Source organism: Microbacterium sp. 01T413_2 (assembly GCF_056398985.1).
On record NZ_JBFTQL010000003.1, the window covers coordinates 254,635 to 277,034 of the forward strand.

The 22,400-nt window shown below is 71.3% G+C and carries 21 protein-coding genes; 16 read left to right on the top strand and 5 right to left on the bottom strand.

The genetic code is table 11. From position 1 onward, the window contains the following. Positions 1-49 precede the first annotated feature (49 nt). Positions 50-517, top strand: a complete 468-nt coding sequence (locus AC1DMN_RS03820; protein ID WP_477230245.1) for an SRPBCC family protein — start codon at positions 50-52, stop codon at positions 515-517. Further along, the gene (locus AC1DMN_RS03825) at positions 514-1,383 is read left to right on the top strand and encodes a metalloregulator ArsR/SmtB family transcription factor (protein ID WP_477230246.1); all 870 of its coding nucleotides are present in this window, start codon (positions 514-516) and stop codon (positions 1,381-1,383) included. Before AC1DMN_RS03820 ends, AC1DMN_RS03825 begins: the two co-directional genes overlap by 4 nt. 13 nt (positions 1,384-1,396) lie before the next feature. Here AC1DMN_RS03825 and AC1DMN_RS03830 read toward each other — a convergent pair whose 3' ends face one another. Further along, positions 1,397-2,122 (bottom strand): SDR family oxidoreductase, encoded by a 726-nt coding sequence (locus AC1DMN_RS03830; protein ID WP_440734314.1) that lies wholly within the window; start codon positions 2,120-2,122, stop codon positions 1,397-1,399. A gap of 105 nt (positions 2,123-2,227) precedes the next feature. On the opposite strand from AC1DMN_RS03830, the gene AC1DMN_RS03835 reads away from it, so the two are divergent. Next, a complete protein-coding gene (locus AC1DMN_RS03835; protein WP_477230247.1) occupies positions 2,228-3,073 on the top strand; it encodes a LysR family transcriptional regulator in 846 nt (281 codons plus the stop codon). On the opposite strand, the gene arr is transcribed toward AC1DMN_RS03835, so the two are convergent. The 3 genes from arr to AC1DMN_RS03850 form a co-directional block, all read right to left on the bottom strand. Beyond that, complete coding sequence (gene arr / locus AC1DMN_RS03840) at positions 3,066-3,476, bottom strand: NAD(+)--rifampin ADP-ribosyltransferase (protein ID WP_440734312.1); 411 nt, start codon at positions 3,474-3,476, stop codon at positions 3,066-3,068. The genes AC1DMN_RS03835 and arr overlap by 8 nt on opposite strands. Positions 3,477-3,654: 178 nt before the next feature. Next, the gene (locus AC1DMN_RS03845) at positions 3,655-4,989 is read right to left on the bottom strand and encodes a glutamyl-tRNA reductase (RefSeq protein WP_477230248.1); all 1,335 of its coding nucleotides are present in this window, start codon (positions 4,987-4,989) and stop codon (positions 3,655-3,657) included. Between the two features lie 108 nt (positions 4,990-5,097). Continuing rightward, the gene (locus AC1DMN_RS03850) at positions 5,098-6,558 is read right to left on the bottom strand and encodes a hypothetical protein (protein WP_477230249.1); all 1,461 of its coding nucleotides are present in this window, start codon (positions 6,556-6,558) and stop codon (positions 5,098-5,100) included. Between the two features lie 292 nt (positions 6,559-6,850). Here AC1DMN_RS03850 and hemE point away from each other — a divergent pair, with 292 nt between their 5' ends. From hemE to AC1DMN_RS03905, 11 genes are all read left to right on the top strand, one after another. Then, positions 6,851-7,903, top strand: coding sequence for a uroporphyrinogen decarboxylase (hemE, locus tag AC1DMN_RS03855; protein ID WP_477230250.1), 1,053 nt, complete (start codon positions 6,851-6,853; stop codon positions 7,901-7,903). Then, on the top strand, positions 7,900-9,426 hold the full coding sequence (locus AC1DMN_RS03860; protein WP_477230251.1) for a protoporphyrinogen/coproporphyrinogen oxidase: 1,527 nt from the start codon (positions 7,900-7,902) through the stop codon (positions 9,424-9,426). Before hemE ends, AC1DMN_RS03860 begins: the two co-directional genes overlap by 4 nt. Positions 9,427-9,579: 153 nt before the next feature. Then, complete coding sequence (locus AC1DMN_RS03865) at positions 9,580-10,002, top strand: hypothetical protein (protein ID WP_477230252.1); 423 nt, start codon at positions 9,580-9,582, stop codon at positions 10,000-10,002. 1 nt (position 10,003) lies between these two features. Then, on the top strand, positions 10,004-10,408 hold the full coding sequence (locus tag AC1DMN_RS03870) for a phage holin family protein (protein WP_440734307.1): 405 nt from the start codon (positions 10,004-10,006) through the stop codon (positions 10,406-10,408). Next, complete coding sequence (locus AC1DMN_RS03875) at positions 10,398-10,673, top strand: hypothetical protein (RefSeq protein ID WP_440734306.1); 276 nt, start codon at positions 10,398-10,400, stop codon at positions 10,671-10,673. Before AC1DMN_RS03870 ends, AC1DMN_RS03875 begins: the two co-directional genes overlap by 11 nt. Positions 10,674-10,771: 98 nt before the next feature. Next, on the top strand, positions 10,772-11,476 hold the full coding sequence (gene hemQ / locus AC1DMN_RS03880) for a hydrogen peroxide-dependent heme synthase (protein ID WP_477230253.1): 705 nt from the start codon (positions 10,772-10,774) through the stop codon (positions 11,474-11,476). Further along, positions 11,473-12,519, top strand: a complete 1,047-nt coding sequence (hemC, locus tag AC1DMN_RS03885; RefSeq protein WP_477230254.1) for a hydroxymethylbilane synthase — start codon at positions 11,473-11,475, stop codon at positions 12,517-12,519. Before hemQ ends, hemC begins: the two co-directional genes overlap by 4 nt. Before the next feature lie 11 nt (positions 12,520-12,530). After that, positions 12,531-13,325, top strand: a complete 795-nt coding sequence (locus AC1DMN_RS03890; protein WP_440734303.1) for a uroporphyrinogen-III synthase — start codon at positions 12,531-12,533, stop codon at positions 13,323-13,325. A 32-nt stretch (positions 13,326-13,357) separates the two neighbouring features. Further along, positions 13,358-14,350: a porphobilinogen synthase gene (gene hemB / locus AC1DMN_RS03895; protein WP_477230361.1), complete on the top strand. Its 993-nt coding sequence runs from the start codon at positions 13,358-13,360 to the stop codon at positions 14,348-14,350. A 128-nt stretch (positions 14,351-14,478) separates the two neighbouring features. Then, positions 14,479-15,801 (top strand): glutamate-1-semialdehyde 2,1-aminomutase, encoded by a 1,323-nt coding sequence (gene hemL, locus AC1DMN_RS03900; RefSeq protein ID WP_477230255.1) that lies wholly within the window; start codon positions 14,479-14,481, stop codon positions 15,799-15,801. A 219-nt stretch (positions 15,802-16,020) separates the two neighbouring features. After that, on the top strand, positions 16,021-16,479 hold the full coding sequence (locus tag AC1DMN_RS03905; RefSeq protein WP_477230256.1) for a hypothetical protein: 459 nt from the start codon (positions 16,021-16,023) through the stop codon (positions 16,477-16,479). Between the two features lie 96 nt (positions 16,480-16,575). Here the strand turns inward: AC1DMN_RS03905 and AC1DMN_RS03910 are convergent, their stop codons facing one another. Next, positions 16,576-19,122 carry an ATP-binding cassette domain-containing protein gene (locus AC1DMN_RS03910; RefSeq protein WP_477230257.1) on the bottom strand — a complete coding sequence of 849 codons (2,547 nt, stop codon included), beginning with the start codon at positions 19,120-19,122 and terminating at the stop codon, positions 16,576-16,578. A gap of 188 nt (positions 19,123-19,310) precedes the next feature. On the opposite strand from AC1DMN_RS03910, the gene AC1DMN_RS03915 reads away from it, so the two are divergent. Together AC1DMN_RS03915 and AC1DMN_RS03920 are read left to right on the top strand one after the other, a co-directional pair. Next, positions 19,311-20,432: an enoyl-CoA hydratase/isomerase family protein gene (locus AC1DMN_RS03915; protein WP_477230258.1), complete on the top strand. Its 1,122-nt coding sequence runs from the start codon at positions 19,311-19,313 to the stop codon at positions 20,430-20,432. Between the two features lie 209 nt (positions 20,433-20,641). After that, positions 20,642-22,369 carry an ABC transporter ATP-binding protein gene (locus AC1DMN_RS03920; protein ID WP_477230259.1) on the top strand — a complete coding sequence of 576 codons (1,728 nt, stop codon included), beginning with the start codon at positions 20,642-20,644 and terminating at the stop codon, positions 22,367-22,369. The last annotated feature ends 31 nt before the right edge of the window (positions 22,370-22,400 follow it).

Consider the following 22,400-nt stretch of genomic DNA (forward strand, 5'->3'; position numbering starts at 1 on the left):
CCTGAGAAAGTGATTGACATATTCGTCTAGACGAATGCATTATGGATCCATGAACGAGATCATCGAACGCAGCGTCTCCGCCTCTCCGCAGCGTGTCTGGGAGCTCTGGACCACCCCCGAGGGGATCTCGCGCTGGTGGGCGCCGGACGGCTTCCGCACCGACGTGACCGCCCTCGACCTGCGCCCCGGCGGCGCGCTCGAGTACACGATGACGGCCGTCGCGCCGGAGCAGGTGGCCTTCATGGAGCAGAACGGGATGCCGTTGTCCACGCCGTCGCGCAAGCGCTTCACCGAGATCGCGGCGCCGACGCGTCTCGCGTACGCGTCGATCATCGACTTCGTGCCCGGCCACGACGAGTACGAGCAGCTCACCGAGGTCGAGCTGCACCCGACCGAAGACGGCGGAACCCGGGTCGTCATGCATGTGGAGCCGCTGCACGACGAGGTGTGGACGCAGCGCCTGCTGGTCGGCCGCGCGAACGAGCTCGACAACCTCGCCGCGCTCGTCGCCGAATGACCTCCCCGAGTGCGGGCGGCGCGGCCGGATCCTCGGCTGAGCCGGAGGCCACCGCGGACGCCGGCCCCGGAGCGGGATCACCCGATCCGCAGCGCGCCTTCGCAGCGATGGGGGAGCCGACCCGGTACCGCATCCTGGAAGTCCTCGCCGCGAGCCCCGCCACGGTGGGGGGCGTGGCGGAGGCCATCGGCGCGCTGCAGCCGCAGACCACGAAGCACCTCCAGGCGCTCGAGGCAGCCGGGCTGATCACGATCCACCGGCTCGGTCGCCGACGGGTGGCGAGCCTGAACCGCAGTTCGTTCGCAATGCTCGCCGCACATCTGGGGCGATGGGCGCAGACCGGCCCCGACGATGATGAGCTGCAGACCTATGAGCAGGCGGTCGTGCACGTGCAAGCGGATCCCGGACAGGACAGGAGTGTGACGTTGCGCGCCGCGATCCCTGGGCCTGTCGACGCGGTATGGTGCGCATGGACCGACCCGCAGATCGCCGGACGGTGGTGGGCGCCGCCGCACTTCGAGGTGCGTGAGCTCGCGATCGCTCCGGAGCAGGGTGCGCCGATCCGTTTCACGCTCGGCGAGCCGGGCGGCGCGACCTATCGTTCGGAAGGAAGCGTGATCGAATCCGATCCGGGGCGATCGCTCGTCTTCGCGCTCGCGCCGGTCGACGAGACGGGTGCGCCGATGTTCGACGCCGTGCACACGGTCTCCTTCAGCGGCGACGACGCCACGACGACGGTCGAACTGCGCATCGAGGCGACCGGGGTCAAGCCCAACGCGGTCGAGGCGATCGCGGGGCTCGAGCCCGGCTGGACCCAGCTGCTGGCCGCGCTCGCCGCGCTCTTCACCGACGGATCCGCGGACTGAGGCGCGATCGCGTTCACCAGGGCACCGGACCCGCATCGTCGAAGAAGCCGCCTCGCGGACCATCGTCAGGCACGGTGGCGAGGTGCACGGCGATCGCCGCGCCCTGCTGCGCGGTCCGGACGCCGCTGAAGCCGTTGAGGTCCGTCGCGGTGAACCCGGGGCAGCCGGCATTGACCAGGACACTGGTGTCGCTCAGCTCCTTGGCGTACTGGATCGTGAGCGCATTGAGGAACGTCTTGGATGCCAGGTATGCCGCCGGGACCTGACCCATGTCGATGCCGGGCGAGGTCTGCAATGAGAGCGAGCCGACGCTGCTGGACATGTTCACGATCCGCGGCGATGACGAGGCGCGCAGCATCGGCAGCATCGCGTTGGTGACACGGATGACGCCGATCACGTTGGTCTCCACGACATCTCGCAGGGTCGAGGGATCGACGGAGGACGGGGTCTGCGGCATGCGGCCCACGATCGCGGCATTGTTGACCAGGACGTCGAGACCTCCGGCGTGCTCCGCGATGAACTCGGCCGCCGCGGTCGCGCTCGCGTCTTCGGTCACGTCGAGGGGGACGCCGAACGCGTCAGCGCCGCTCGCGCGGAGCCTGTCCACGGCGGCGTGGCGACGTCGCGGATCGCGTGCGCCCACACCGATGCGCCACCCCAGGGCGCCCAGGCCCGCGGCGATCTCGTATCCGATTCCCTTGTTCGCTCCGGTCACGAGCGCGATCTTCTGTGCATTCACGTCGACGATCCTCTCGTCGGGCCGGGCGCCGCGTCCAAGACCGATCGGGTGCGCGGCGATACCTCACGGGTATCGATCCGCCCGACCGCTGAATACGATGATTGCGTGGAGACCCGCGAGCTGCGCTACTTCGTCGCCGTTGCCGAGGAGCTGCATTTCGGACGCGCCGCGCAACGGCTCTCGATGGCGCAGCCACCGCTTTCACGCGCCATCCAGCAGCTCGAACGCCGGCTCGGCGTCGTTCTCCTGCACCGCGGCGCCCGCGCGATCACACTGACCGAGGCCGGGACAGTGCTCCTGCGAGAAGCCCGGATCGTGCTCGACGCGGTCGACGCTGCCGAGCGTCGCACCCGTCGGGCCGCCGGCGGCAGGCCGGGTCTGGTCCTGGCCACGAAGTCGGGCGCATCCCCCGAACTGCTGTCGGATCTGCTCGACGCCTACGCCGCGCTGCCGGATGCCGTGCCGGTCGAGGTGGCTCTGTGCGGACCCGGTGAGGCGGAGCGCATGCTGCGCACCGGTCAGGCGGATGTCGCGCTGCTCCAGCGGCCCTACGACTCCACGTCGGGTCTCGATACGGACGAGCTGCGCGCCGAGCGGCAAGTCCTCGTACTCCCCGCAGATCATGCGTGGGCCGGCCGCGCTCAGGTGTCCATGGCCGAGATCGATGCCCGGGTGGATCCGCCCCTGCCGCGTTGGCCGCAGAGCGACGGAACCCACGCGGACGGCCCCGGTCCGCGGGTCCGCGATCACACTCAGCTCACCCAGCTGATCGCGCTGGGACGTGCGTGCGCCCTCATGCCCGAGTCCGTCGGCACGCACCTGCCTGGCGATCTCGGGGTCGTGCCCGTGCCGGATGCGCCGGTGGTCACGACGGTCATCGCGTGGCCGCCTGACAGCAGGTCCCGCGCCCTCGCCGGCCTCGTTCGCGCGGCGCTGTCCGGCGCTAGTTGATGATCTCGCCGCGCTCGTCGGCGAGAAGCGATGCCAGGCGGTCGCGCCAGTCCTGCAGCGCCTCGGGCGTCAGGCGGGTCCAGTCGTCGACCTCGGCGACCACGCGGAGCGGATCCGTGCTGCGGTAGGAGCGCGTCGGGTTGCCTGGGAACTTCTTGTCGGTGACGTTCGGGTCGTCCTCGAACTCCCCGGTCGGCTCGACCTGGTACACCCGGGGTGCGCCGTCGCCGGCGGCGAGCTCTGCGGCGAGGCCTGCCCCGTCGCGCAGCGCGGTGAAGTAGATGTGGTTCATCACGATCTCGGGCCGGTAGTTCGACCGGAACCCCGCCGTGAGGAGCTCGCCGGGCTGCAGATCCGCCTTGGTGCCGTGGAAGAAGGGACCCTCGTCTGTCACGTTGCTCACCGTCTCAGGCTAGCCACGCCGGCCCGTTTCGTCGTGGGCCTACGTCGCGTCGAAGAAGGAACACGCCGCTCCGAAGGGGCCGGGAGCAACGGATTCCTTCTTTGACGACCGGGGCGATCGCCGCGGTCGGGTGTTCGCCCCGGGCCCGGCGGTCACGAGAGACAACGTCTCGGTCGGTTCAGGCAGTGGCGGCGTCGTCCTGCCGCGCCTCAACCTCAGCGCTCAGCCCGTACAGCGTCTCGACCGCGGCGATGAACTCGGATCCGCGTCCCTGCGCGGCGAGCTCGTGCGCGCGGCTGGTGGGGGTGTGCAGCAGCACCCCGGCGAGGTGGCGCATGGCCTGCTCGACCTGGCCGCCGTCGTCGCCGCGACGCCGGGCGCGCTCGATCTCCGCCTCGAGCAGCTCGAAGATGTGTCCGCGCAGGGCCACGACGGCCGGGGTGACGCTCTCGCGGGCGCCCACCTCGTGGAACGTCGCCGCGGCCGCGCGCACGATCGAGCGCGCGGCGTCGGTGGCCTGCAACTCCTCGAGCGGTGCGTGCAGGCGGATGGTCTCGAGGTCCAGCAGCGCGACGCCCTCGACGTCGGCGACGTCGGGAGCGACGTTGCGCGGCATGCCCAGATCGACGATCAGCTGCGTCGGTGCGGAACCGGCCGAGGGCCCGTGTCCCGGGATCGGGCAGTCGACCGTGGCCTCGTCGGGCGAGGGCAGCACCGTCAGCGCCGGACCCCGCCCCGCGCGCAGGATCGCGGCATCCAGCACCGGAAGCTCGGCGCTGGTGCAGGTGATCACGATCGTGGCGTGCGCGGCGGCGCGGGCGTACTCGGCCTTGGGCAGGGCGCGGATGCTGTGCTTCACGGCGAACGCGGCCCCGCGGCCGGACGGCGAGTGCACGCTGATGTCCTGAGCGCCGCGTTCGCGCAGCGTCGCCAGGGTCACGGCGGCGTACGCCCCGGTGCCCACGAGCAGCACGCGGGCGGCGCTCCAGTCGGCGATGCGGCTGTCGGCCAGCTCGAGGGCGAGGCGCACGAGCGAGCGGCCGGCGCGTCCCAGGGCGGTGTCGTTCTTGACCTTGCGCTGCGCCTCGCTGGCGCGCTGGAACAGCCGCTCCAGCTCGGGGGACGTGGTGCCGTGCTTGCGCGCCGAGGTCAGCGCACGGCGCACCTGGCCGGCGATCTCGCCCTCGCCCGAGACCACGGACTCCAGCCCCGAGGCGACGGAGAAGAGGTGCTCCACGACGCGAGCGCCGGAATGCACCGACGATGACGCGGTGAGCGTGTCGGCGGGGATCCCGCTGCGCTCCGAGACGGTGCTCAGGATCCGCGCGACGTCGGTCTCGTCCGCCGTGCCGTCGACGTCGACATAGGCCTCGAAGCGGTTGCAGGTCGCGAGCACGACGGCGCCCTTGGATCCTTCGGAGAGGGATCCAGCCAGGTCATCCGGGGTGCGACTGAGTCGTTCGAGGAGGTCGAAGGGGGCAGTCTTGTGATTGGCCGTGACGCAGAGCAGCACCCTGAGAGTTTACGCTCCCGGTGCTTTGCAGATCCTGGAAGGCGCCGCAGGGCGACATGCGGATCCCGAACCCGGCGGACGCGGATCCGGCTGTGGCCGCGATCGCCGCTACTGTTCGGCCATCCAGGCCCGCCAGTCCTCGATGCGGAGCCCCGGCGGCATGACCGTGTCGATCTCCTTGACGAACGGAGTCGTGCCGTCCGTCGTCAGCAGGGCGCGGTAGTCGGCGTGCTGCTGGTCGAGGAAGTAGAAGTACGACCCGGCCGTGAGGTAGGCCGTGTCCACTCGGGCGGAGTCGTCGAACGCCGCGGCGGAGACTGCGGCCGCTACGTCTCCATCGAGCACCGTCCGCCGCACCTCGCGGGTCGTGAACAACTCGTCGGAGGCGTCGGCGTACTCGGCCGCGACGGCCTCTGCATAGCCCTCGGAGAAGGCGCGATCGTCGGCCTTTGTGCCGTCAGCGGCGTAGGGGGCCGGCGCATAGGTGTTCTGCATGTAGTGCGCGAACTCGTGCGCGAAGACGTACCCGTCCTCGTCGAGCAGACCGTCCGGGCCGACGGCCGCGAGCCCGCCGCCGGGGTAGGGGCCGCTGGCGAGGCCGGGTACGTCTTCTGCCGTCCATCGGCTCGGCCGGTAGTCGAACCGGCAGAACCCCGCGACGCCGTCGGCGATGTTCGGACCGTACGCCGCACGGAAGTCGTCGTCGTTCTCGGTCACATAGCTCACGAAGCCGTCGAGCCGCGCCGTGGACCCGGCCCACTCGGGACGGGCGAGCACGTCCTCTGCCGCGGCCTCGGCCTCGGGGATGCGGTCCGTCGCGAGGGCGGCCTCGTCGGCGTCTGCGAACAGAGCGACCCGCTCTCCGCGCGCGACCGCGATCTGCTCCTCTCGATCCCAGGGCATTTCCGACACCGCGCGCAGCGCCGTCAGCTTCGAGTCCGGCCCCGTCCCCCTGATCGTCGCGTCGTACACGAAGGTCGCGAGCAGCTCCCCGCCGAAGCCGGTGCCGTTGTCGGCGGCGACCGCGTGGAAGCCGCCGAGCTGCATGTTGAACGCGAGCTGCACGGATCCGGTCGCGTCCGTCGCCTCGGCCACCCCGATGGTCCAGCCCAGCTTCTTGGTCTCATCCCAGATCGCCGCCAGATGCTTCGCGACGAGCCCGTCGCCCGCCGCGACGAATGCCGCGCGGTCGTTCTCCTGCATCGCGGCGCTCAGCCGCATCGTCACGTTGTCGTCCCAGGCGTCGGCGCTCGTCGACGAACTGTCCCCGGTGGCGGCCGAACCGTACGGGGACTCCTGCGGGATCGCTGCGAGGACGGCCACTCCGGTGACCGTTGCGCCCCCGACCGTGATCGCGATCGTCGCGACGACGGCGACGGCCCACAGCCAGCCGCGCCGGAGGGGGGACATCGGAGGGCGCGTGGCGGGGCCGGCCGCCCAGCTGGGCGCTGTCGCCAGGCCTGATCCGCCGCCGAAGCGCGGAGCGGGGAAGCCGTGGCCGTCCGAGCGCGGGCCGGGGGCGCCGAAGCGGAGGCCGGGGAAACCGTGGCCGCCGGGAGCCGATGTCACGGGCGGAGTCGCTGCGTCCAATGGCCTGCTCTTTCGCGTGGTGCGCGGTGCGCGGTGCGCGGCATCGCGACCGGGGACGGCGGATCCCTGTCCAGCATTCTGCTGCCTGGCCCTGCGGCGCGCCAAGCGCGGTGATGACGTCAGTGCGTCCGCCGCCGCGTTGGTTAGTGCGCCCGCCGCCCGCCACCCGCAACCCGCCGACCGCCGTCGCGTTCGCCGCGAGGCCGGAATCCGCGCGGGCGACGTCCGGATCCTCATGAGCCGCAAAGCAGCGGCGGGGGAGAATGGATCCATGCCCCTCAACGACGCACCGCTGCTGCGCGCCCTCGCCGGAAACCGTCCCGAGACCACCCCGGTGTGGTTCATGCGCCAGGCAGGTCGTTCGCTGCCCGAGTACCGCGATCTGCGGGTCGGCACCCGGATGCTCGACGCCTGCCTCACGCCGGACCTCGCAGCGGAGATCACGCTGCAGCCGGTGCGCCGGCACAACGTGGACGCGGGCATCTTCTTCAGCGACATCGTGGTGCCCCTGCGGCTCGCCGGCGTCGAGGTCGAGATCGAGCCGGGCCGCGGGCCGGTTTTCGCGGCGCCGGTGCGCACCGCGGCTGACGTCGACCGGATCACGGCGATCGACCCCGCGTCGCTCGACACGACGCAGATCGCCGAGGCGGTGCGGCTCGTGGTGGCCGAACTCGGCGACACCACGCCGCTGATCGGGTTCGCCGGAGCGCCCTTCACCCTCGCCGCCTACCTCGTCGAGGGCGGGCCGTCGAAGGAGCACCTGCGCGCACGGGCGATGATGCACACGGATCCTGACTCGTGGAACCGGCTCGCGGGCTGGCTCGCACAGATCTCGCGGACGTTCCTCGACGCGCAGCACGCGGCCGGAGCGAGCGCCGTGCAGCTCTTCGATTCCTGGGCAGGCTCCCTCAGCCCCGCCGACTACCGCGCCTTCGTCGCGCCGCACTCGGCCGCCGCGGTCGACGGCATCGACGCTCCGGTCATCCACTTCGGCGTCGGCACGGGGCCGTTCCTCGCCGACATGCGCCTCGACGGCCGCGCCGACGCGGTCGGGGTCGACTGGCGCCTGCCGCTGGACGAGGCCGTGGCCGTGCTCGGCGACGACGTGACCGTGCAGGGCAACATCGACCCGGCGCTGCTCACCGCGCCCTGGCCCGTGCTCGAGGCGCACGTCCGCGACGTGCTGCGCCGCGGCACCGCCGCTCGCGCGCACATCCTGAACCTCGGCCACGGGGTGCCGCCCGAGACGGATCCCTCCGTGCTCACCCGGATCGTCGAGCTGGTGCACGAGGTGCGGGTCGAGTCGGCGGTCGCCGGGCGATGACCGCACCGGATCCGGGGTCTTCGCCCGCCGTCGAACCGCACGCTCCTGAGCTCGCCGAGAAGGCCGCGCGCCTGCGGGTCGCCGTGATCGGTGGCGGAGTGGCGGGCCTTGTCGCGGCGGAGTCGATCGCCGCGATCGGCGCGCACGCGACGGTGTTCGAAGCGCAGGATCGGGCCGGCGGCGCCGTGCGGGCCGGCGAGGCCGACGGGATCGTGTTCGACGCCGGCGCCGAGAGCTTCGCCGTGCGCGGCGGTCACGTGCGTGCACTGCTCGCCGAACTCGGACTCGACGATCGGGTGGTGTCGCCGGAGCCCGGCGGCGCCTGGGTCGCGGGCATCCCCGGCGGCGCCGCGCCGCTGCCCCGAGGCGGGCTGCTCGGGATCCCCGCGAATCCCTTCGCCGAGGACGTGCGCCGGGTGATCGGGTGGAGCGGCACCTGGCGAGCCTGGCTCGACCGTCTGCTGCCGCCGCTCACGATCGGCCACGACCACAGTCTGGGTCGTCTCGTGCGCAAGCGCATGGGCGCCAGGGTGCTCGACCGCCTCGTGGCCCCGGTCAGCACCGGCGTGTACTCCGCGCACCCCGACGACATCGACGTCGACGTGGCAGCCCCGTCTCTGAACGCGGCCCTCACCCGCGCCGGCTCGCTCTCCGGCGCGGTCGCTGAGATCACCGGCGGATCGGGCAAGGCACCCGGTGCGGCGGTGCAGGGTCTCACAGGCGGCATGTCGGGCTTCGTGGACGCGCTGATCGCGCGTATCGAACTGCTCGGATCCGAGGTGCGCACGGGCGCTCAGGTCGAGGCGCTCGAGCGTGATGACCTCGGCTGGACCGTGCGCCTCGCCGAGCAGGAGCAGGAGCAGGAGCAGGACGGTGTCGTCGCGGACGGCCTCGGCACCGAGCCCGCCGACGGCCTTGCCCGCTTCGACGCGGTGATCGTCGCCGCCGACGAGCCCACGGCACGCCGGCTTCTCGCGCCACACGTGCCGGAGCTGGCCGCGGTCGCTGGCGGAGCATGCCCGCGCATCGAGATCGTCACGCTGGTCCTCGACGCCCCCGAACTCGCCGTCGCCCCGCGCGGATCCGGAGTGCTCACCGTTCCCGGGTCGCATACAGCGAAGGCCCTGACGCACAGCACCGCGAAGTGGGCCTGGTTGCGCGAGCGGGCCGGCAACAGGCAGGTCGTCCGGGTGTCGTTCGGCTCCGCGGGCGAAGAGCCGGCGACCGCCGCCCTCGACGACGAGGCCGCCGCGTCCCTCGCGCTCGCCGAGGCCTCGGCCCTGCTCGGCGTCGAGCTGAGCGCCGCGCAGCTGCGGGGCAGCCACCGCGCGCGTTTCGTGCAGGCGCAGCCCTCGGCCGTGCGGGGAGCGGCCGAGCGCCGCACCGAGGCGGCGGCCGTGATCTCCGCGGTGCCGGGCGTCGGCGCGACCGGGGCGTGGCTCAGCGGCACCGGTCTCGCGCAGGTCGTCCCGCACGCGAAGGAGGAGGCGGAGCGGATCCGTCACGCCCTCCTCTGGGGCTGACCCCGGCGGAAGCGGCCGTGGTCCGCAGGTCGGCTGCGGGAGGACGCCGCACGTGGACCGAGCGAAGTCAACCCCCTCCGCCCGATAGATGCCGAAAACGGAATACAGGGTTACGCTGGAGATCCGCAGAGACCGCAATCGTGAGGAGACCCCATGAAGGGGAAGATCGGACTTGTCGTCGGACTCGGCGTCGGATACGTGCTGGGCACTCGCGCGGGGCGCGAGCGCTACGAGCAGATCAAGAAGCAGTGGCTCAAGGTCTGGCACCTCGACCCCGTGCAGGCGCAGGTGCACAAGGTGCAGGACTTCGCGAAGACGCAGGCGGCCGCCGTGCCGCAGGCTCTGTGGACCGGCGCCGTGAAGATCGTCAAGGCCGCCACGTCCGGCGGAACGCCGGGTCAGCGCGTGGACTCGACCATCGCGAGCGGCAAGACCGTCGCTGCGGAGGTCAAGCAGGCGGCGGAGGAGACCGTGGCAGCTGCGGAACAGAGCGCCGCCGCGGCGGAGAGCAAGACGAAGCCCCGCACGTCTTCGGGCGCGAAGGCTGCGCCGAAGAAGCCGACCACGGACGACTGACATGGCCGGCAACTTCCGGGATCGCGCCGACGACAGCCTGCTGACGCTGCTCGGCGACCTTCCCGACCTCGTCAGCAATCTCGTCAAGGCCGAGATCGACGCGGCCAAGACCTGGATCTCCCGCACCGCCAAGGACGCAGGGATCGGCAGCGTCTGGTTCCTGGTCGCACTGTTCTTCCTGTTCTGGACCGTGCCGGTCATCCTCGTGTTCGCGATCGCCGGCCTCTCGTCGTGGTTCCCGGTCTGGCTCTCCGCGATCATCACGTTCGGGATCCTGCTGCTCGCCGTGGTCGTGTTCGCGCTGCTCGGAATCGTGAAGTTCCGCAAGGTCCTGCGCCGGGAGAATCCCGCACAGGCCGTCGCCACCGACGTCCGCATCGTGAAGGAGGCCGGCAATGGCCGTTGACCCGGTGAACATCCCGCGCACGGCCGTGCCCGCAGGGATCGTCGATCCCGTCGCCTCGGCCCGTGCCGAGCTGAAGGCGGCGCTGCTCGCGATCGAGGAGAAGGGCAACGTGCCCCGTCGTCTCGAGAAGGCGACCGTCGAGGGCAAGGTGAAGCTGCGCGCGTTCGCGCGGCGCAACCCGGTCGGCGCCATGGCCGCGGCTGTCGGCGTGGCTGCGGTCGTCGGCGGCATCGTCTGGGCCGTCGCCCGCAGCATCGCACGCTGACTTTCTCCGAGTCGTCCCCCTGAGCGCGGTCTATAGGTCGCCCTCAGGGGGACGACTCGGATTCTCCGCCACATAGCTGGAGGGGGCAGACTGGATCCATGGCTGAAGCTGCAGAAACGCCCGTGCTCGCCGCCGACTCCGACGCCTCGCCCCAGGGTTTCACCCTGTGGGCCGTGTGGCGCCGCGACCCCTCCGCTCCCGTGGTCGAGTCCGACGCCACCGAGCTGGAGGACATCGTCCGGCACATCGAGGACGGCGGGATCTCCGTCCGCGGCTTCTACGACGTCTCCGGCCTGAAGGCCGACGCCGACCTCATGGTGTGGCTGCACGGACCGAACCCTGAGGAACTGCAGAAGGCCCTCCGGCGCCTCCGGCGCACCGAACTGCTGCGCACCCTGCTGCCGACCTGGAACGTGATGGGCGTGCACCGCGACGCCGAGTTCAACCGCGCGCACGTTCCCGGCTTCCTCCGTGGCGTCGAGCCGAAGGACTGGCTCTGCCTGTACCCGTTCGTGCGCACGCCCGAGTGGTACCTGATCGAGGAGGACGAGCGCCGCCGCATGCTCGCCGAGCACGGGCGCAAGGGCGCGGCCTTCCGCGGGGTCATCGCCAACACTGTCGCGGCCTTCGCGCTCGGCGACTACGAGTGGCTGCTGCCGCTCGAGGCCGACGACCCGACGGAGCTCGTCGACCTCATGCGCGACCTGCGCTACACCGATGCGCGCCGCTACGTGAAGGAGGAGGTGCCCTTCTACACCGGGCGCCGCCTGCGCCTCGAGGAGATCCCCGAGGTGCTGCAGTGACCCCTTCGACGGGTTCAGGGAGCGCGGGCGTCATCCGCCTCGGCACGCGCCGCAGCGCCCTCGCGCAGGCCCAGTCGGGGCACGTCGCCAAGGCGCTCGAGGCGGTCTCGGGCCGTCGGGTCGAACTCGTCCCGATCACGAGCGAGGGCGACACCAACCGGGCGTCCCTCAGCGAGATCGGCGGGCAGGGCGTGTTCGCCACGGCCCTGCGCGATGCGCTGCTGCGCGGCGAGTGCGACATCCTCGTGCACTCCCTGAAGGACCTGCCCACGCAGGTGCCGGACGGACTCGTCATCGCCGCGATCCCGGCTCGCGCCGACGCCCGCGACGTGGCCGTCACCCGCGACGGCACGCCCCTTCACGAGCTGAAGGGCGGATCCACGATCGGCACCGGATCCCCGCGCCGAATCGCGCAGGTGCACGTGCGCAACCCGCGCCTGCACACGGCCGATCTGCGCGGCAACGTCGACTCCCGGCTGCAGCGCGTGGCGTCGGGCGAGCTCGACGCCGTGATCCTCGCCTCCGCGGGACTCAGCAGGCTCGACGGGGATCCCCTCGGCGAGCTGAAGGCCGAGCCGCTCGGTCTCACCGAGTGGCCGACGGCGCCCGGCCAGGGAGCGCTCGCCGTGGAGACCACCGTCGACGCTCCGGCCGAGCTTCTGGCCGCGCTCGCCGCCCTTGACGACGAGGCCACCCGCATCGCCGTCACCGCGGAACGAGCAGTGCTGGAGGGGCTGGATTCCGGCTGCCAGGCGCCGATGGCCGCGCACGCGGAGATCGTGGACGGCGACCTGCGCGTGCGAGCCGTGGTCTACGCGCCGCACGACGGCTGGCGGATCGGGATCGACGTCACGGAGCCGCTGCATCCAGACTCCGTGAAGGCTGCGGCACCGGGCGAGGAGTATATTCGTCCCAACGGCAGTGGCAACGGTGCGGACTCTGCCGATGGTGCGGACCCGATCAGCGCATCGCGCGCGATCGGGTTGTCTGTTGCCCGTCGGCTGCTCGAACGTGGGGCGGCTGACCTCATTCCGCGCCCCTGAATCCGATGATGATGACTGAATCGAAGCAAGAGGCCAAGCCGTTGACGGGTTGGCGTGTGCTCGTGCCGCGCGGAGGCCCCTGGGGCGACGGCGTCGCCGCCACTCTGCGCGCGCAGGGAGCGGTCCCCGTCGTGGCGCCCCTGATCAACTTCGCGCCGACGAACGACCAGGCCGCTCTCGATGACGCGCTCGCGAAGCTCGCGAACGGCGAGTTCGACTGGCTCACCATCACGAGCGCGACCACGGTCGACGTGCTCTTCGCGCACCGCGCCGAGATCCCCGTCTCCACGAAGATCGCCGCCGTGGGTGAGACCACGGCCACGGCGCTCGCCGCCGTCGGCTATCACGTCGACCTCGTGCCGGAGGACGACAACTCCGCCGAGGGAATGGCGGCCCAGCTCATCGCGCTCGAGCCGGAACCGAAGCGGATCCTGACGCTGCGCAGTGAGATCGCCAAGCCCCTGCTCACCAAATCGCTGATCAAGGCGGGCCATCACGTGTCCAGCGTCGTCGCCTACCGCACCGTCGGCGTTCCGGTCACGGAGCGCATCATGCGCGACGTGCAGAACGGCCGGATCAACGCGATCCTGGTCACGAGCGGATCCGTCGCCGAGCAGGTGCGCGAGCAGTTCCCGGACATCCCGGATTCCACGTTGCTCGCCGCGATCGGGCCCCGTACCGCGAAGGACGCCAAGAGGGCGGGCCTGCCGATCACGGTGGTCGCCGACACGCAGACGGTCGACGCGCTCATCGACGCGGTCGCCCAGTTCACCCTCCCGCACGCGGCCGACGAGTTCGCCCCGTGACCGGCGGGCTTCGCTCCGATGCCGCCGCCGGGCTGGGCGCATCGGCCGGCTTCCCCGACGTCCGTCCGCGCCGGCTGCGGCAGTCCGCCCCGGTGCGCTCCCTGGCGCGCGAGACGGATCTTCTTCCTCGGCACCTGGTGCTCCCGGCCTTCGTGCGCGAAGGACTGACGGATCCGTCCCCGATCGGATCCATGCCCGGCGTCGTGCAGCACTCGCTCGACTCCCTCCGTCGCGCCGCCGTCGAAGCGGCCGAGGCGGGCGTGACCGGGATCATGCTGTTCGGCGTGCCCGCCGTGCGCGACGCCACAGGATCCGGTGCCGATGATCCGGACGGGATCCTCAATGTCGCCACCGCCGCGCTGGCGGCGGAGGTCGGCGACACCCTCGTCGTGCAGACCGACCTGTGCCTGGACGAGTTCACCGACCACGGTCACTGCGGCGTGCTCGCCACCGACGGCTCCGTCGACAACGACGCGACCCTGGAGCGGTACGTGTCGATGGCGCTCGCCCAGGCGTGCGCCGGATCGCAGCTGCTCGGGCTGAGCGGCATGATGGACGGACAGACCGCCGCGGTGCGCCACGCGCTGGACGCCGAGGGCTTCCAGAACGTGCTGCTGCTCGGCTACGCGGCGAAGTACGCGAGCGCGTTCTACGGACCGTTCCGCGAGGCCGTCGACTCCCAGCTGCAGGGCGACCGCCGCACGTATCAGCTGGATCCGGGCAACCGGCGCGAGGGCGTGCGCGAGGCGCTGCTGGACGAGGCCGAGGGTGCGGACATCGTCATGGTGAAGCCCGCGATGGCGTTCCTCGACGTGATGCGCGAGGTGCGCGACGCCGTGCGCGTGCCGGTGTGGGCGTACCAGGTTTCGGGCGAGTACGCGATGATCGAGGCCGCGGCGCAGAACGGCTGGCTCGATCGCGAGCGCACGATCCTGGAGTCGCTGCTGTCGATCCGCCGTGCCGGCGCCGACGTCGTGCTGACGTATTGGGCGACCGAGGCCGCCCGCTGGCTCGCCCGCGGCTGAACCGGGCCCAGGTGCTTTCGAAGCGCGCAAATGGCTCCATTCAGGCCTCGGATGGAGCCATTTGCGCGCTTTGAAACGAGGAGGACCCGCCGACATCCGGGCACAGGATCCTCCGGGAGAATGGATCCATGACCGACCGCAATGACGTCCTGTTCGATGCCGCCCGTGCCGTGATCCCCGGAGGGGTGAACTCCCCGGTGCGCGCCTACGGGTCGGTCGGCGGCACGCCGCGGTTCCTGGCGAGCGCGTCCGGCGCGACGGTCACCGACGCGGCCGGCACGACCTACCTCGACCTCGTCGCGTCCTGGGGCCCGGCGCTGCTGGGGCACGCGCACCCCGAGATCGTCGCGGCCGTGCAGGAGTCGGCCACCCGCGGGCTGTCGTTCGGCGCCCCGACCGAGGGCGAGGTCGAGCTCGCCGCGCTCATCGCCGACCGCGTGCGGCACGGCGACGTGCGCCCCGTCGAGCGGGTGCGGCTGGTCTCCACGGGCACCGAGGCGACCATGACCGCGATCCGGCTGGCCCGCGGCGTGACCGGCCGCGATCTGCTCGTCAAGTTCGCCGGGCACTACCACGGGCACTCGGACGGGCTGCTGGCCGCGGCTGGATCCGGTGTCGCGACCCTCGCCCTGCCCGGATCCGCGGGTGTCCCCGCCCCGATCGCCGCGCAGACGCTCGTCATCGACTACAACTCCCCGGAGGCGCTCGCCGCCGTGTTCGCCGAGCACGGCGACCGGATCGCGGCTGTGATCGTGGAGGCCTCCGCGGCGAACATGGGCGTGGTGGCGCCGCAGGCCGGATTCAACCGGCTCATCGCCGAGACCGCGCATGCGCACGGCGCTCTCATGATCCTGGACGAGGTGCTCACCGGCTTCCGCGTGCACGCGGCCGGCTTCTGGGGCCTGCAGCAGGCGGCGGGTGAGGAGTACCTGCCCGACATCATCACGTTCGGCAAGGTCGTGGGCGGGGGCATGCCGCTGGCCGCGCTCGGCGGGCGTGCCGAGGTCATGGACCGGCTGGCGCCGACCGGGCCGGTGTATCAGGCCGGAACGCTGAGCGGGAACCCGCTCTCGGTCGCCGCGGGCCTGGCCACCCTGCGCCTCGCGACCCCGGACGTGTACGCGCGGATCGACGCCGCCGCAGCCCGGCTGTCCGCCGCGCTCGACAGCGCGCTCACCGACGCGGGCGTGGAGCACGCCGTGCCGCGCGCAGGCAACCTGTTCGGCGTGGCCTTCGCGGCCGAGGCCCCGCGCGACTACACCGAAGCGCAGGCGCAGCAGGTCTTCCGGTATGCGCCGTTCTTCCACGCCATGCGCGAGCAGGGCGTGGCGCTGCCGCCGAGCGTGTTCGAGGCCTGGTTCCTCACGGCCGCGCACGGCGAGGCGGAACTCGCAGCGATCGAGGCGGCGCTTCCCGCGGCCGCTCAGGCCGCGGCCCGGGCCACGGCCTGACCCCACGGACGCGGATCCCGTCCGGCATCTCCGCTCACTGGTCGCGAATTGCGACTTTGAGCGAGCGAAAGCCGCAATTCGCGACCAGTGAGCAGGACCGAGTGGACGAGAGCGCCGTCATCGCCGGACCGCGGATTGTGGATCACCGCCAGTGGGATCGTTGCCGTCCTGTGAGGTGCCTCGCGGGCGGATCCGGGTCGGCGCTGGCAGACTGGGGGAATGGTGACGCTGCTGCTGGATCGGACCCGCCTCGAGGTGGAGCTCTCTCCGCTCGAGCGCGCTGTCTCGTTCCGCCGCGACAACCTGCACGTCGCCCGCGAGTCGATCGTCAAGGTGCAGCTCACGGATGACGCCTGGACATGGTTGCGCGGCGTCGGCAGCCCCGGCACGCATGTGCCGCTCGTGCTCGCCGCCGGCACCTGGAAGTCGGCGAACGGCGATGACTTCGTGCTCATCCGGCGGCACAAGCCCAGCGTCGTGATCGACCTCGAGGGCGCCGAGTTCCAGCGGCTCGTCCTCACGACCCGGCACGGTCTGGCGCTCGCGCAGGCGCTGCGGCTCGATGCGACCTCCGAGCTCGCGGAGGTCACCGACATCGCCGCGACCGGGGCGATCCCGGTCGTGGAGCCCGCGGGCAAGCCCGGGCGCAAGCGCAAGCCTGCGATCCGCCCCGCCTGATCCGCCCCACTTCGGAGACGACTCGCAGGTAGGGGAACGACGGAGCGGCGACCGTCCTCTCAGACGATCGCCGCTCCGTTCCTGCTTCGGCCCCGGTCAGTGCCCGTGGTGGTCGCCGTCGTGGCGCTCCCCATCGTGGTTCTGCTCGTCCTGGCTCTGCTCGTGCTGTGACCCGTCGCGCTGCTGGTCGTCCTGCGGCGCCGACTCGTCATGCGCAGCGGACTCCTCGTCGCCGGCCGGACCGGGCGTGTAGGAGGGAGCGTCGTCCGTGAAGAACGCGCGGGCCGCGGCGGCGAGGGACGCGCTGACGGCGGCGGCGCGCGGATCCTCATGCTGGTCGATCTCGCCCTGCGTCACGTCCTCGAGGTCGTCGTCATCGTCGGGCGACTCGTCGAGGATGACCTGGATCTCCTGTGTGCGCCCCTCGGCGAGCGCCGCGAAGATCTCGATCCCGGCGATCTCGGTGGTCTCCGTGCTGGGCTCCGGCGTGGCGAACTCGTCGTCGGCGGAGGGTGTCGTGATCACGGTCGTCGCCGCCGTGGGGGCGTCGTCGATGCGGTCGTCGCGGTCGTCCGCGTCCGGCTCCTGGCTCTCGGAGTGGTCCTCGCCCTCGGCGGTCTCGACGTCGGAGGTCTGCGGGGCCGACGGCACGCCGGTGATCAGGTCGTCGAAGGACACCGGCGCGGCGTCCGGGATGGTCAGCGCGGCGGTCTCGAAGGATCCGAGTGCTGCGGATCCTTCCTCGCCGGCGTCGGCGGCGTGGGTGAGAGGGGCTTCGTGCTCGTCGGAGTCCTCGTCCTGCCGCGCCTCGTCCGCGCTGTCCTGGGCCGCGTCGCCCGGCGTGTAGTCGGCGTCGATCGGGGCGGTCAGCGCGACGCCCGCCGCGATGGCGGTGTCGTCGTGGGCGTCCTCGGACGACGCGGAATCCTCGTCGGTGCGCTCTGTCTGGTCCTCGACGCCGGTCTCCGCTTCCGCATCCTCGGTCGACTCCGACTCGGACTGGTCCTGCTCGCCCTCGTCCGCCTGGACATCCGTGTCGGTGTCGCCCTTGGCGGATCCGTTCTCGCCGGAGGCGTCGGTGCCGGAGGCGTCGGCCTCCTCCTCGCCCTGGTCCGATCCGGCCTGGTCCGATCCGTCCTGGTCCGATCCGTCCTGGGCGGAAACGCCTTCGTCGGAAGCGCCTTCGTCGGAACCGTCCTCCTGGGACCCGTTCTCCTCGGAGTCGGAGTCGGAGTCGGAGTCGGAGTCGGAAGCCTCGTCCGCGCTCTCCGCATCGTTCTCGTCGGTCGCGGGAGCCTCGTCCTCGGGCACACCCTCGCCGCCGTCGATCGCAGTCTCGGCGCTCTCGGACTCGGCGCCCTCGGTGTCCGTGCTGGCCGTCTCGGATCCCTCGTCCTCGGATCCTTCGTCCTCGGATCCTCCAGCGTTCTCGTTCTCGTCGGCTGCCGACTGCGCCGCGGCGAATTCGGCAGCCTCGCGGCGCGTGGTCGGAACCGCGGCAGCGCCTTCCGCAGGAGCGGCCGCGCCCGCGGCGTCGAACAGGCCGGCGACACCGGCGCTCGCGGCCGCCACGACCGGCACGGCCGCGGCGGCGCCGAACAGTCCGGCGGACGGGATGCCGTCGGCGGTCGCCGGCGCTTCGGCGCTCTCGTCGGAGGCATCCGCCGTGGAAGCGGAATCGGCCGTGACGGGCGCCTCGGTCGCCGCCTCCGGTGCGCCGACGACCGGCACCGCGCCGGTCGCGGAATCGCGACGGCCGTGCACGAGGTCGAGGAAGACCTCCTCGAGGCTCGGTCCGCGCTGCAGCAGCGTGGTGAGCGCGAGGCCGGCGGACGCGGCGACCGCGCCGACGGCGGCGGCGTCGGTGTTGTGCACGGTCAGGCCCGAACGCAGCACGTCGAAACTCAGCCCGGCGTTCTGCAGGGAGGCGGCGAGCGCCGCACGGTCGTCGGCGTCGACGACGACGGATCCCGTGGTCGGGTCCGAGAGCTTGCCGATGCTGTCGGCGTAGACCAGGCGGCCCTTGGACAGCACCAGCACGTTGTCGGCGATCTGCTCGATCTCGCTCAGCACGTGCGAGGAGACGAGAACCGTCCGGCCCTCGTCGGCGAGTTGGCGCATGAGCAGGCGCATCCAGCGGATGCCCTCGGGGTCCAGGCCGTTCGCGGGCTCGTCGAGCACGAGGGCGCCGGGGTCACCGAGAAGGGCCCCGGCCACGCTGAGCCGCTGACGCATGCCGAGCGAATAGGCGCCGATGCGCGTCTCGGTCTCGTTCTGCAGGCCCACCAGCTCGAGCACTTCCTGCACGCGGGAGAGGGGGATGCCGTTCGCCTTCGCCGCGATCGTCAGCTGGCGCGGCGCGGTGCGGCGGGGGCGGTAGACCGCCTCCTCGAGCACGGATCCGATCGTGCGCAGCGGGTGGCGCAGCTCGGAGTGGGCGACGCCGCCGATGGTGGCGGTGCCCGAGGTCGGACGGATCTGCCCGATCATCATCCGCAGTGAGGTCGTCTTGCCGGCGCCGTTGGGCCCGAGGAACGCGGTCACCGCGCCGGGCTCGATACGGGCGGAGAGGTCGTCGACAGCGGTGAGAACGCCGAAGCGCTTCGTCGCATGCGAGAACTCGAGCACTTGTCCGTCGGTCATCCGCGGCCTCTCATAGATACAGCAGTACCCCTCTATCCTGCCGGATGGGGAGGGAAAACGCAGGTTGATCCGGGGCATTCCGCCCAATGCGGGGGCCGCCGCGCCCGCGATGCGGAGGCACGCTCGTGCTCCCTCCACCCGGTCGTCGGCACCTCGGACGGAGCGCCGTGCGCGGTAACGTGGCATCCGTGAGCACCGTCGAAGACGCCCAGGGATCCGCCGCCGCAGACGCCGAGGTGCTCGTGCGCACAGAGGGAGCGCTGGGCTGGATCACGCTGAACCGGCCGCGCGCGCTCAACGCCCTCAACGTCGGGATGATCCGCGCGGTGCACGCAGCGCTCGATGCCTGGCGCGACGACAGCGACATCGAGATCGTCTACATCGACGGAGCAGGGGAGCGTGGCCTGTGCGCGGGCGGCGATGTGCGCGAGCTGCACCGCCAGATCACCGCGGGACGCAGCGCGGACACGGTGGAGTTCTTCCGCGAGGAGTACGCGATGAACGCCGCGATCGCCGAATACCCGAAGCCCGTCGTCGCGATCGCCGACGGCATCACGATGGGCGGCGGCATCGGCGTCGCAGGGCATGCGGCGATCCGCGTGGTCACCGAGCGCTCGCAGCTCGCGATGCCCGAGGTGAAGATCGGGTTCACGCCCGACGTCGGCGGCACCTGGCTGCTCGGCCGCGCCCCTGGCCGGCTCGGCGAGTTCCTGGCCCTCACGGCGGGGACGATGAACGGCTCCGATGCGCTCTACGCGGGGTTCGCCGACTTCTGGGTCCCGTCCGAGCGGCTGGACGCGCTGCGCGACGCGCTCGCACACCGGGCGGATCCGACCGGGCCGAGCGAGATCGTGATGCTGTTCGACGAGACGCCGGATCCGTCACCGCTGTCCGCGCAGCAGGCGTGGATCGACGAGGCGTTCTCCGCCGACACGGTGCCGGAGATCATCGCGCGCCTCCGGGCGCTCGCGGATGCCGGGCAGGGCGACGCGGCCGTCCCGGGCGAAGGCCCTACCCCCGCCGACACCGCAGACCTGGTCGAGTCCCTCGCGCCGACCGCGCTCGTCGTGACGCTCGACGCCGTGCGCGAGGCGCGCGCGATGGACTCCGTGCGCGACGCGCTGGCGGGGGAGTACCGGCGGGTGCTGTGGTTCGTGCACCACCACCCCGACCTCGTCGAGGGGATCCGCGCTCAGCTGGTCGACAAGGACCGCAATCCGCACTGGGATCCGCAGACCCTCACCGACCTCGCCCCCGATGCCGGTGCCGAGGCGCGCGACTACGTTCCCCCGGTCCCGCTCTGGAGCTGACGCGCGCTTCTCCGGGCGCCCGGGTTTCTTAACCGGATCCGAAAATCTCCACGGGAGCAGGGATTCGTTTCGCCCTCAGCGAAGATCTGAGTCGATCCTCCTCAAGGGGGATGTGAATGTCCGTGCCGCGTGGCAGGGTGTTTCGTGGTCGTTTCTCGACTCATTCCGCTTCCCCTGGGGAAGTCCGCTCCCACAAGGAAAGTCCGCCCGTGCTCGGAAAGATCCTCTTCCGCTATCTCAAGCGCTACAAGTGGCTGCTGCTCGGTGTGCTGGTGTTCCAGTTCGCGAGTGCGTATGCCTCGCTGTCCCTGCCGCGCCTCAACGCCGACATCATCGACAAGGGCGTCGCCAACGCCGACACCGCCTACATCTGGTCGCACGGCGGGTTCATGCTCGCCGTCTCGCTCGGGCAGATCATCGCCTCCGTGATCGCGACCTACTTCGCCGCGCGCGCGGCGATGAGCATGGGTCGCGACCTCCGCGCTGACGTGTTCGCCCGCGTCAGCGGCTTCTCCGAGCGCGAGGTCTCGCAGTTCGGCGCCGGATCGCTGATCACCCGCAATACGAACGACGTGCAGCAGGTGCAGATGCTGGCGATGATGGGCTCGACGATGTTCGTGACCGCGCCGCTGCTCGCGATCGGCGGCATCATCTACGCCCTGCAGACCAGCCTCCAGCTGAGCTGGGTCATCGCCATCTCCGTGCCCGCCCTGCTGATCGTGGCCGGCATCATCATCGGCCGCATGGTCCCGCTGTTCCGCAGCTACCAGGGCAAGCTCGACAACGTCAACCGCATCATGCGCGAGCAGCTCACCGGCGTGCGCGTCGTGCGCGCGTTCGTGCGCGAGCGCATCGAGGAGGAGCGCTTCCGCGGAGCCAACACCGACATCATGGTCGTCGGCCGCAACGTCGGCTCGCTGTTCGTGCTGCTCTTCCCGCTGTTCATGCTGATCATGAACGTGACGATCGTGGGCGTGATCTGGTTCGGCGGCGTCGAGGTGAACAACGGCACGGTCGAGGTCGGCACGTTGTTCGCTTTCATGCAGTACGTCGGCCAGATCATGTTCGGCATCATCATGTCCAGCTTCATGGCGATGATGATCCCGCGCGCCGCGGTGTCCGCAGAGCGCGTCGGCGAGGTGCTCGACGCCGAGCAGAGCATGACGCGACCGGAGAACGGCGTGACGTCGTTCCCGGTGCCGGGATCCGTTGCCTTCGACGACGTCTCCTTCACGTACCCGGGCGCCGAGTCGCCGGTGCTGCACGGGATCAGCTTCGCGGCGGAGCCCGGTGAGACCGTCGCGATCGTCGGATCCACCGGCGCGGGCAAGACCACGCTGATCTCGCTGATCCCTCGACTGTTCGACGTCACGGGGGGCGCCGCCGTCGTCGGCGGCACCGACGTGCGCAAGGCCGATGTCGACGCGTTGTGGAAGAGCATCGGACTCGTGCCGCAGCGCCCGTTCCTGTTCAGCGGGACGATCGCGTCCAACCTGCGCTACGGGCGTGAGGAGGCGACCGACGAGGAACTGTGGGCCGCGCTCGAGATCGCGCAGGCGAAGGACTTCGTCTCGGAGATGCCCGACGGGCTGGACTCGACCATCGCCCAGGGCGGAACGAACGTGTCCGGCGGTCAGCGCCAGCGGCTCGCGATCGCTCGCGCGATTGTCCACCAGCCCGAGATCCTCGTCTTCGACGACTCGTTCTCGGCGCTCGACCTGACCACCGACGCCCGGCTGCGCCAGGCGCTGTGGCGCGAGCTGCCGCACGTGACCAAGATCGTGGTCGCGCAGCGCGTCTCGACCATCACCGATGCCGACCGCATCGTCGTGCTGGAGGGCGGGACGATGGTGGCCGCGGGCACGCACGAGCAACTGCTCGAGACGAGCGACACCTATAGAGAGATCGTCGAGTCGCAGCTGGGGGTGGACGCATGAGCCCTTCGACAAGCTCAGGGACCGAGGGCGT

Coding starts and splice junctions, on each gene's coding strand:
- AC1DMN_RS03820 (WP_477230245.1), top strand. CDS start 50: ATGAACGAGATCATCGAACGCAGCGTCTCCGCCTCTCCGCAGCGTGTC.
- AC1DMN_RS03825 (WP_477230246.1), top strand. CDS start 514: ATGACCTCCCCGAGTGCGGGCGGCGCGGCCGGATCCTCGGCTGAGCCG.
- hemE (WP_477230250.1), top strand. CDS start 6,851: ATGCCCCTCAACGACGCACCGCTGCTGCGCGCCCTCGCCGGAAACCGT.
- AC1DMN_RS03860 (WP_477230251.1), top strand. CDS start 7,900: ATGACCGCACCGGATCCGGGGTCTTCGCCCGCCGTCGAACCGCACGCT.
- AC1DMN_RS03865 (WP_477230252.1), top strand. CDS start 9,580: ATGAAGGGGAAGATCGGACTTGTCGTCGGACTCGGCGTCGGATACGTG.
- AC1DMN_RS03870 (WP_440734307.1), top strand. CDS start 10,004: ATGGCCGGCAACTTCCGGGATCGCGCCGACGACAGCCTGCTGACGCTG.
- AC1DMN_RS03875 (WP_440734306.1), top strand. CDS start 10,398: ATGGCCGTTGACCCGGTGAACATCCCGCGCACGGCCGTGCCCGCAGGG.
- hemQ (WP_477230253.1), top strand. CDS start 10,772: ATGGCTGAAGCTGCAGAAACGCCCGTGCTCGCCGCCGACTCCGACGCC.
- AC1DMN_RS03890 (WP_440734303.1), top strand. CDS start 12,531: ATGACTGAATCGAAGCAAGAGGCCAAGCCGTTGACGGGTTGGCGTGTG.
- hemL (WP_477230255.1), top strand. CDS start 14,479: ATGACCGACCGCAATGACGTCCTGTTCGATGCCGCCCGTGCCGTGATC.
- AC1DMN_RS03905 (WP_477230256.1), top strand. CDS start 16,021: ATGGTGACGCTGCTGCTGGATCGGACCCGCCTCGAGGTGGAGCTCTCT.
- AC1DMN_RS03910 (WP_477230257.1), bottom strand. CDS start 19,122: ATGACCGACGGACAAGTGCTCGAGTTCTCGCATGCGACGAAGCGCTTC.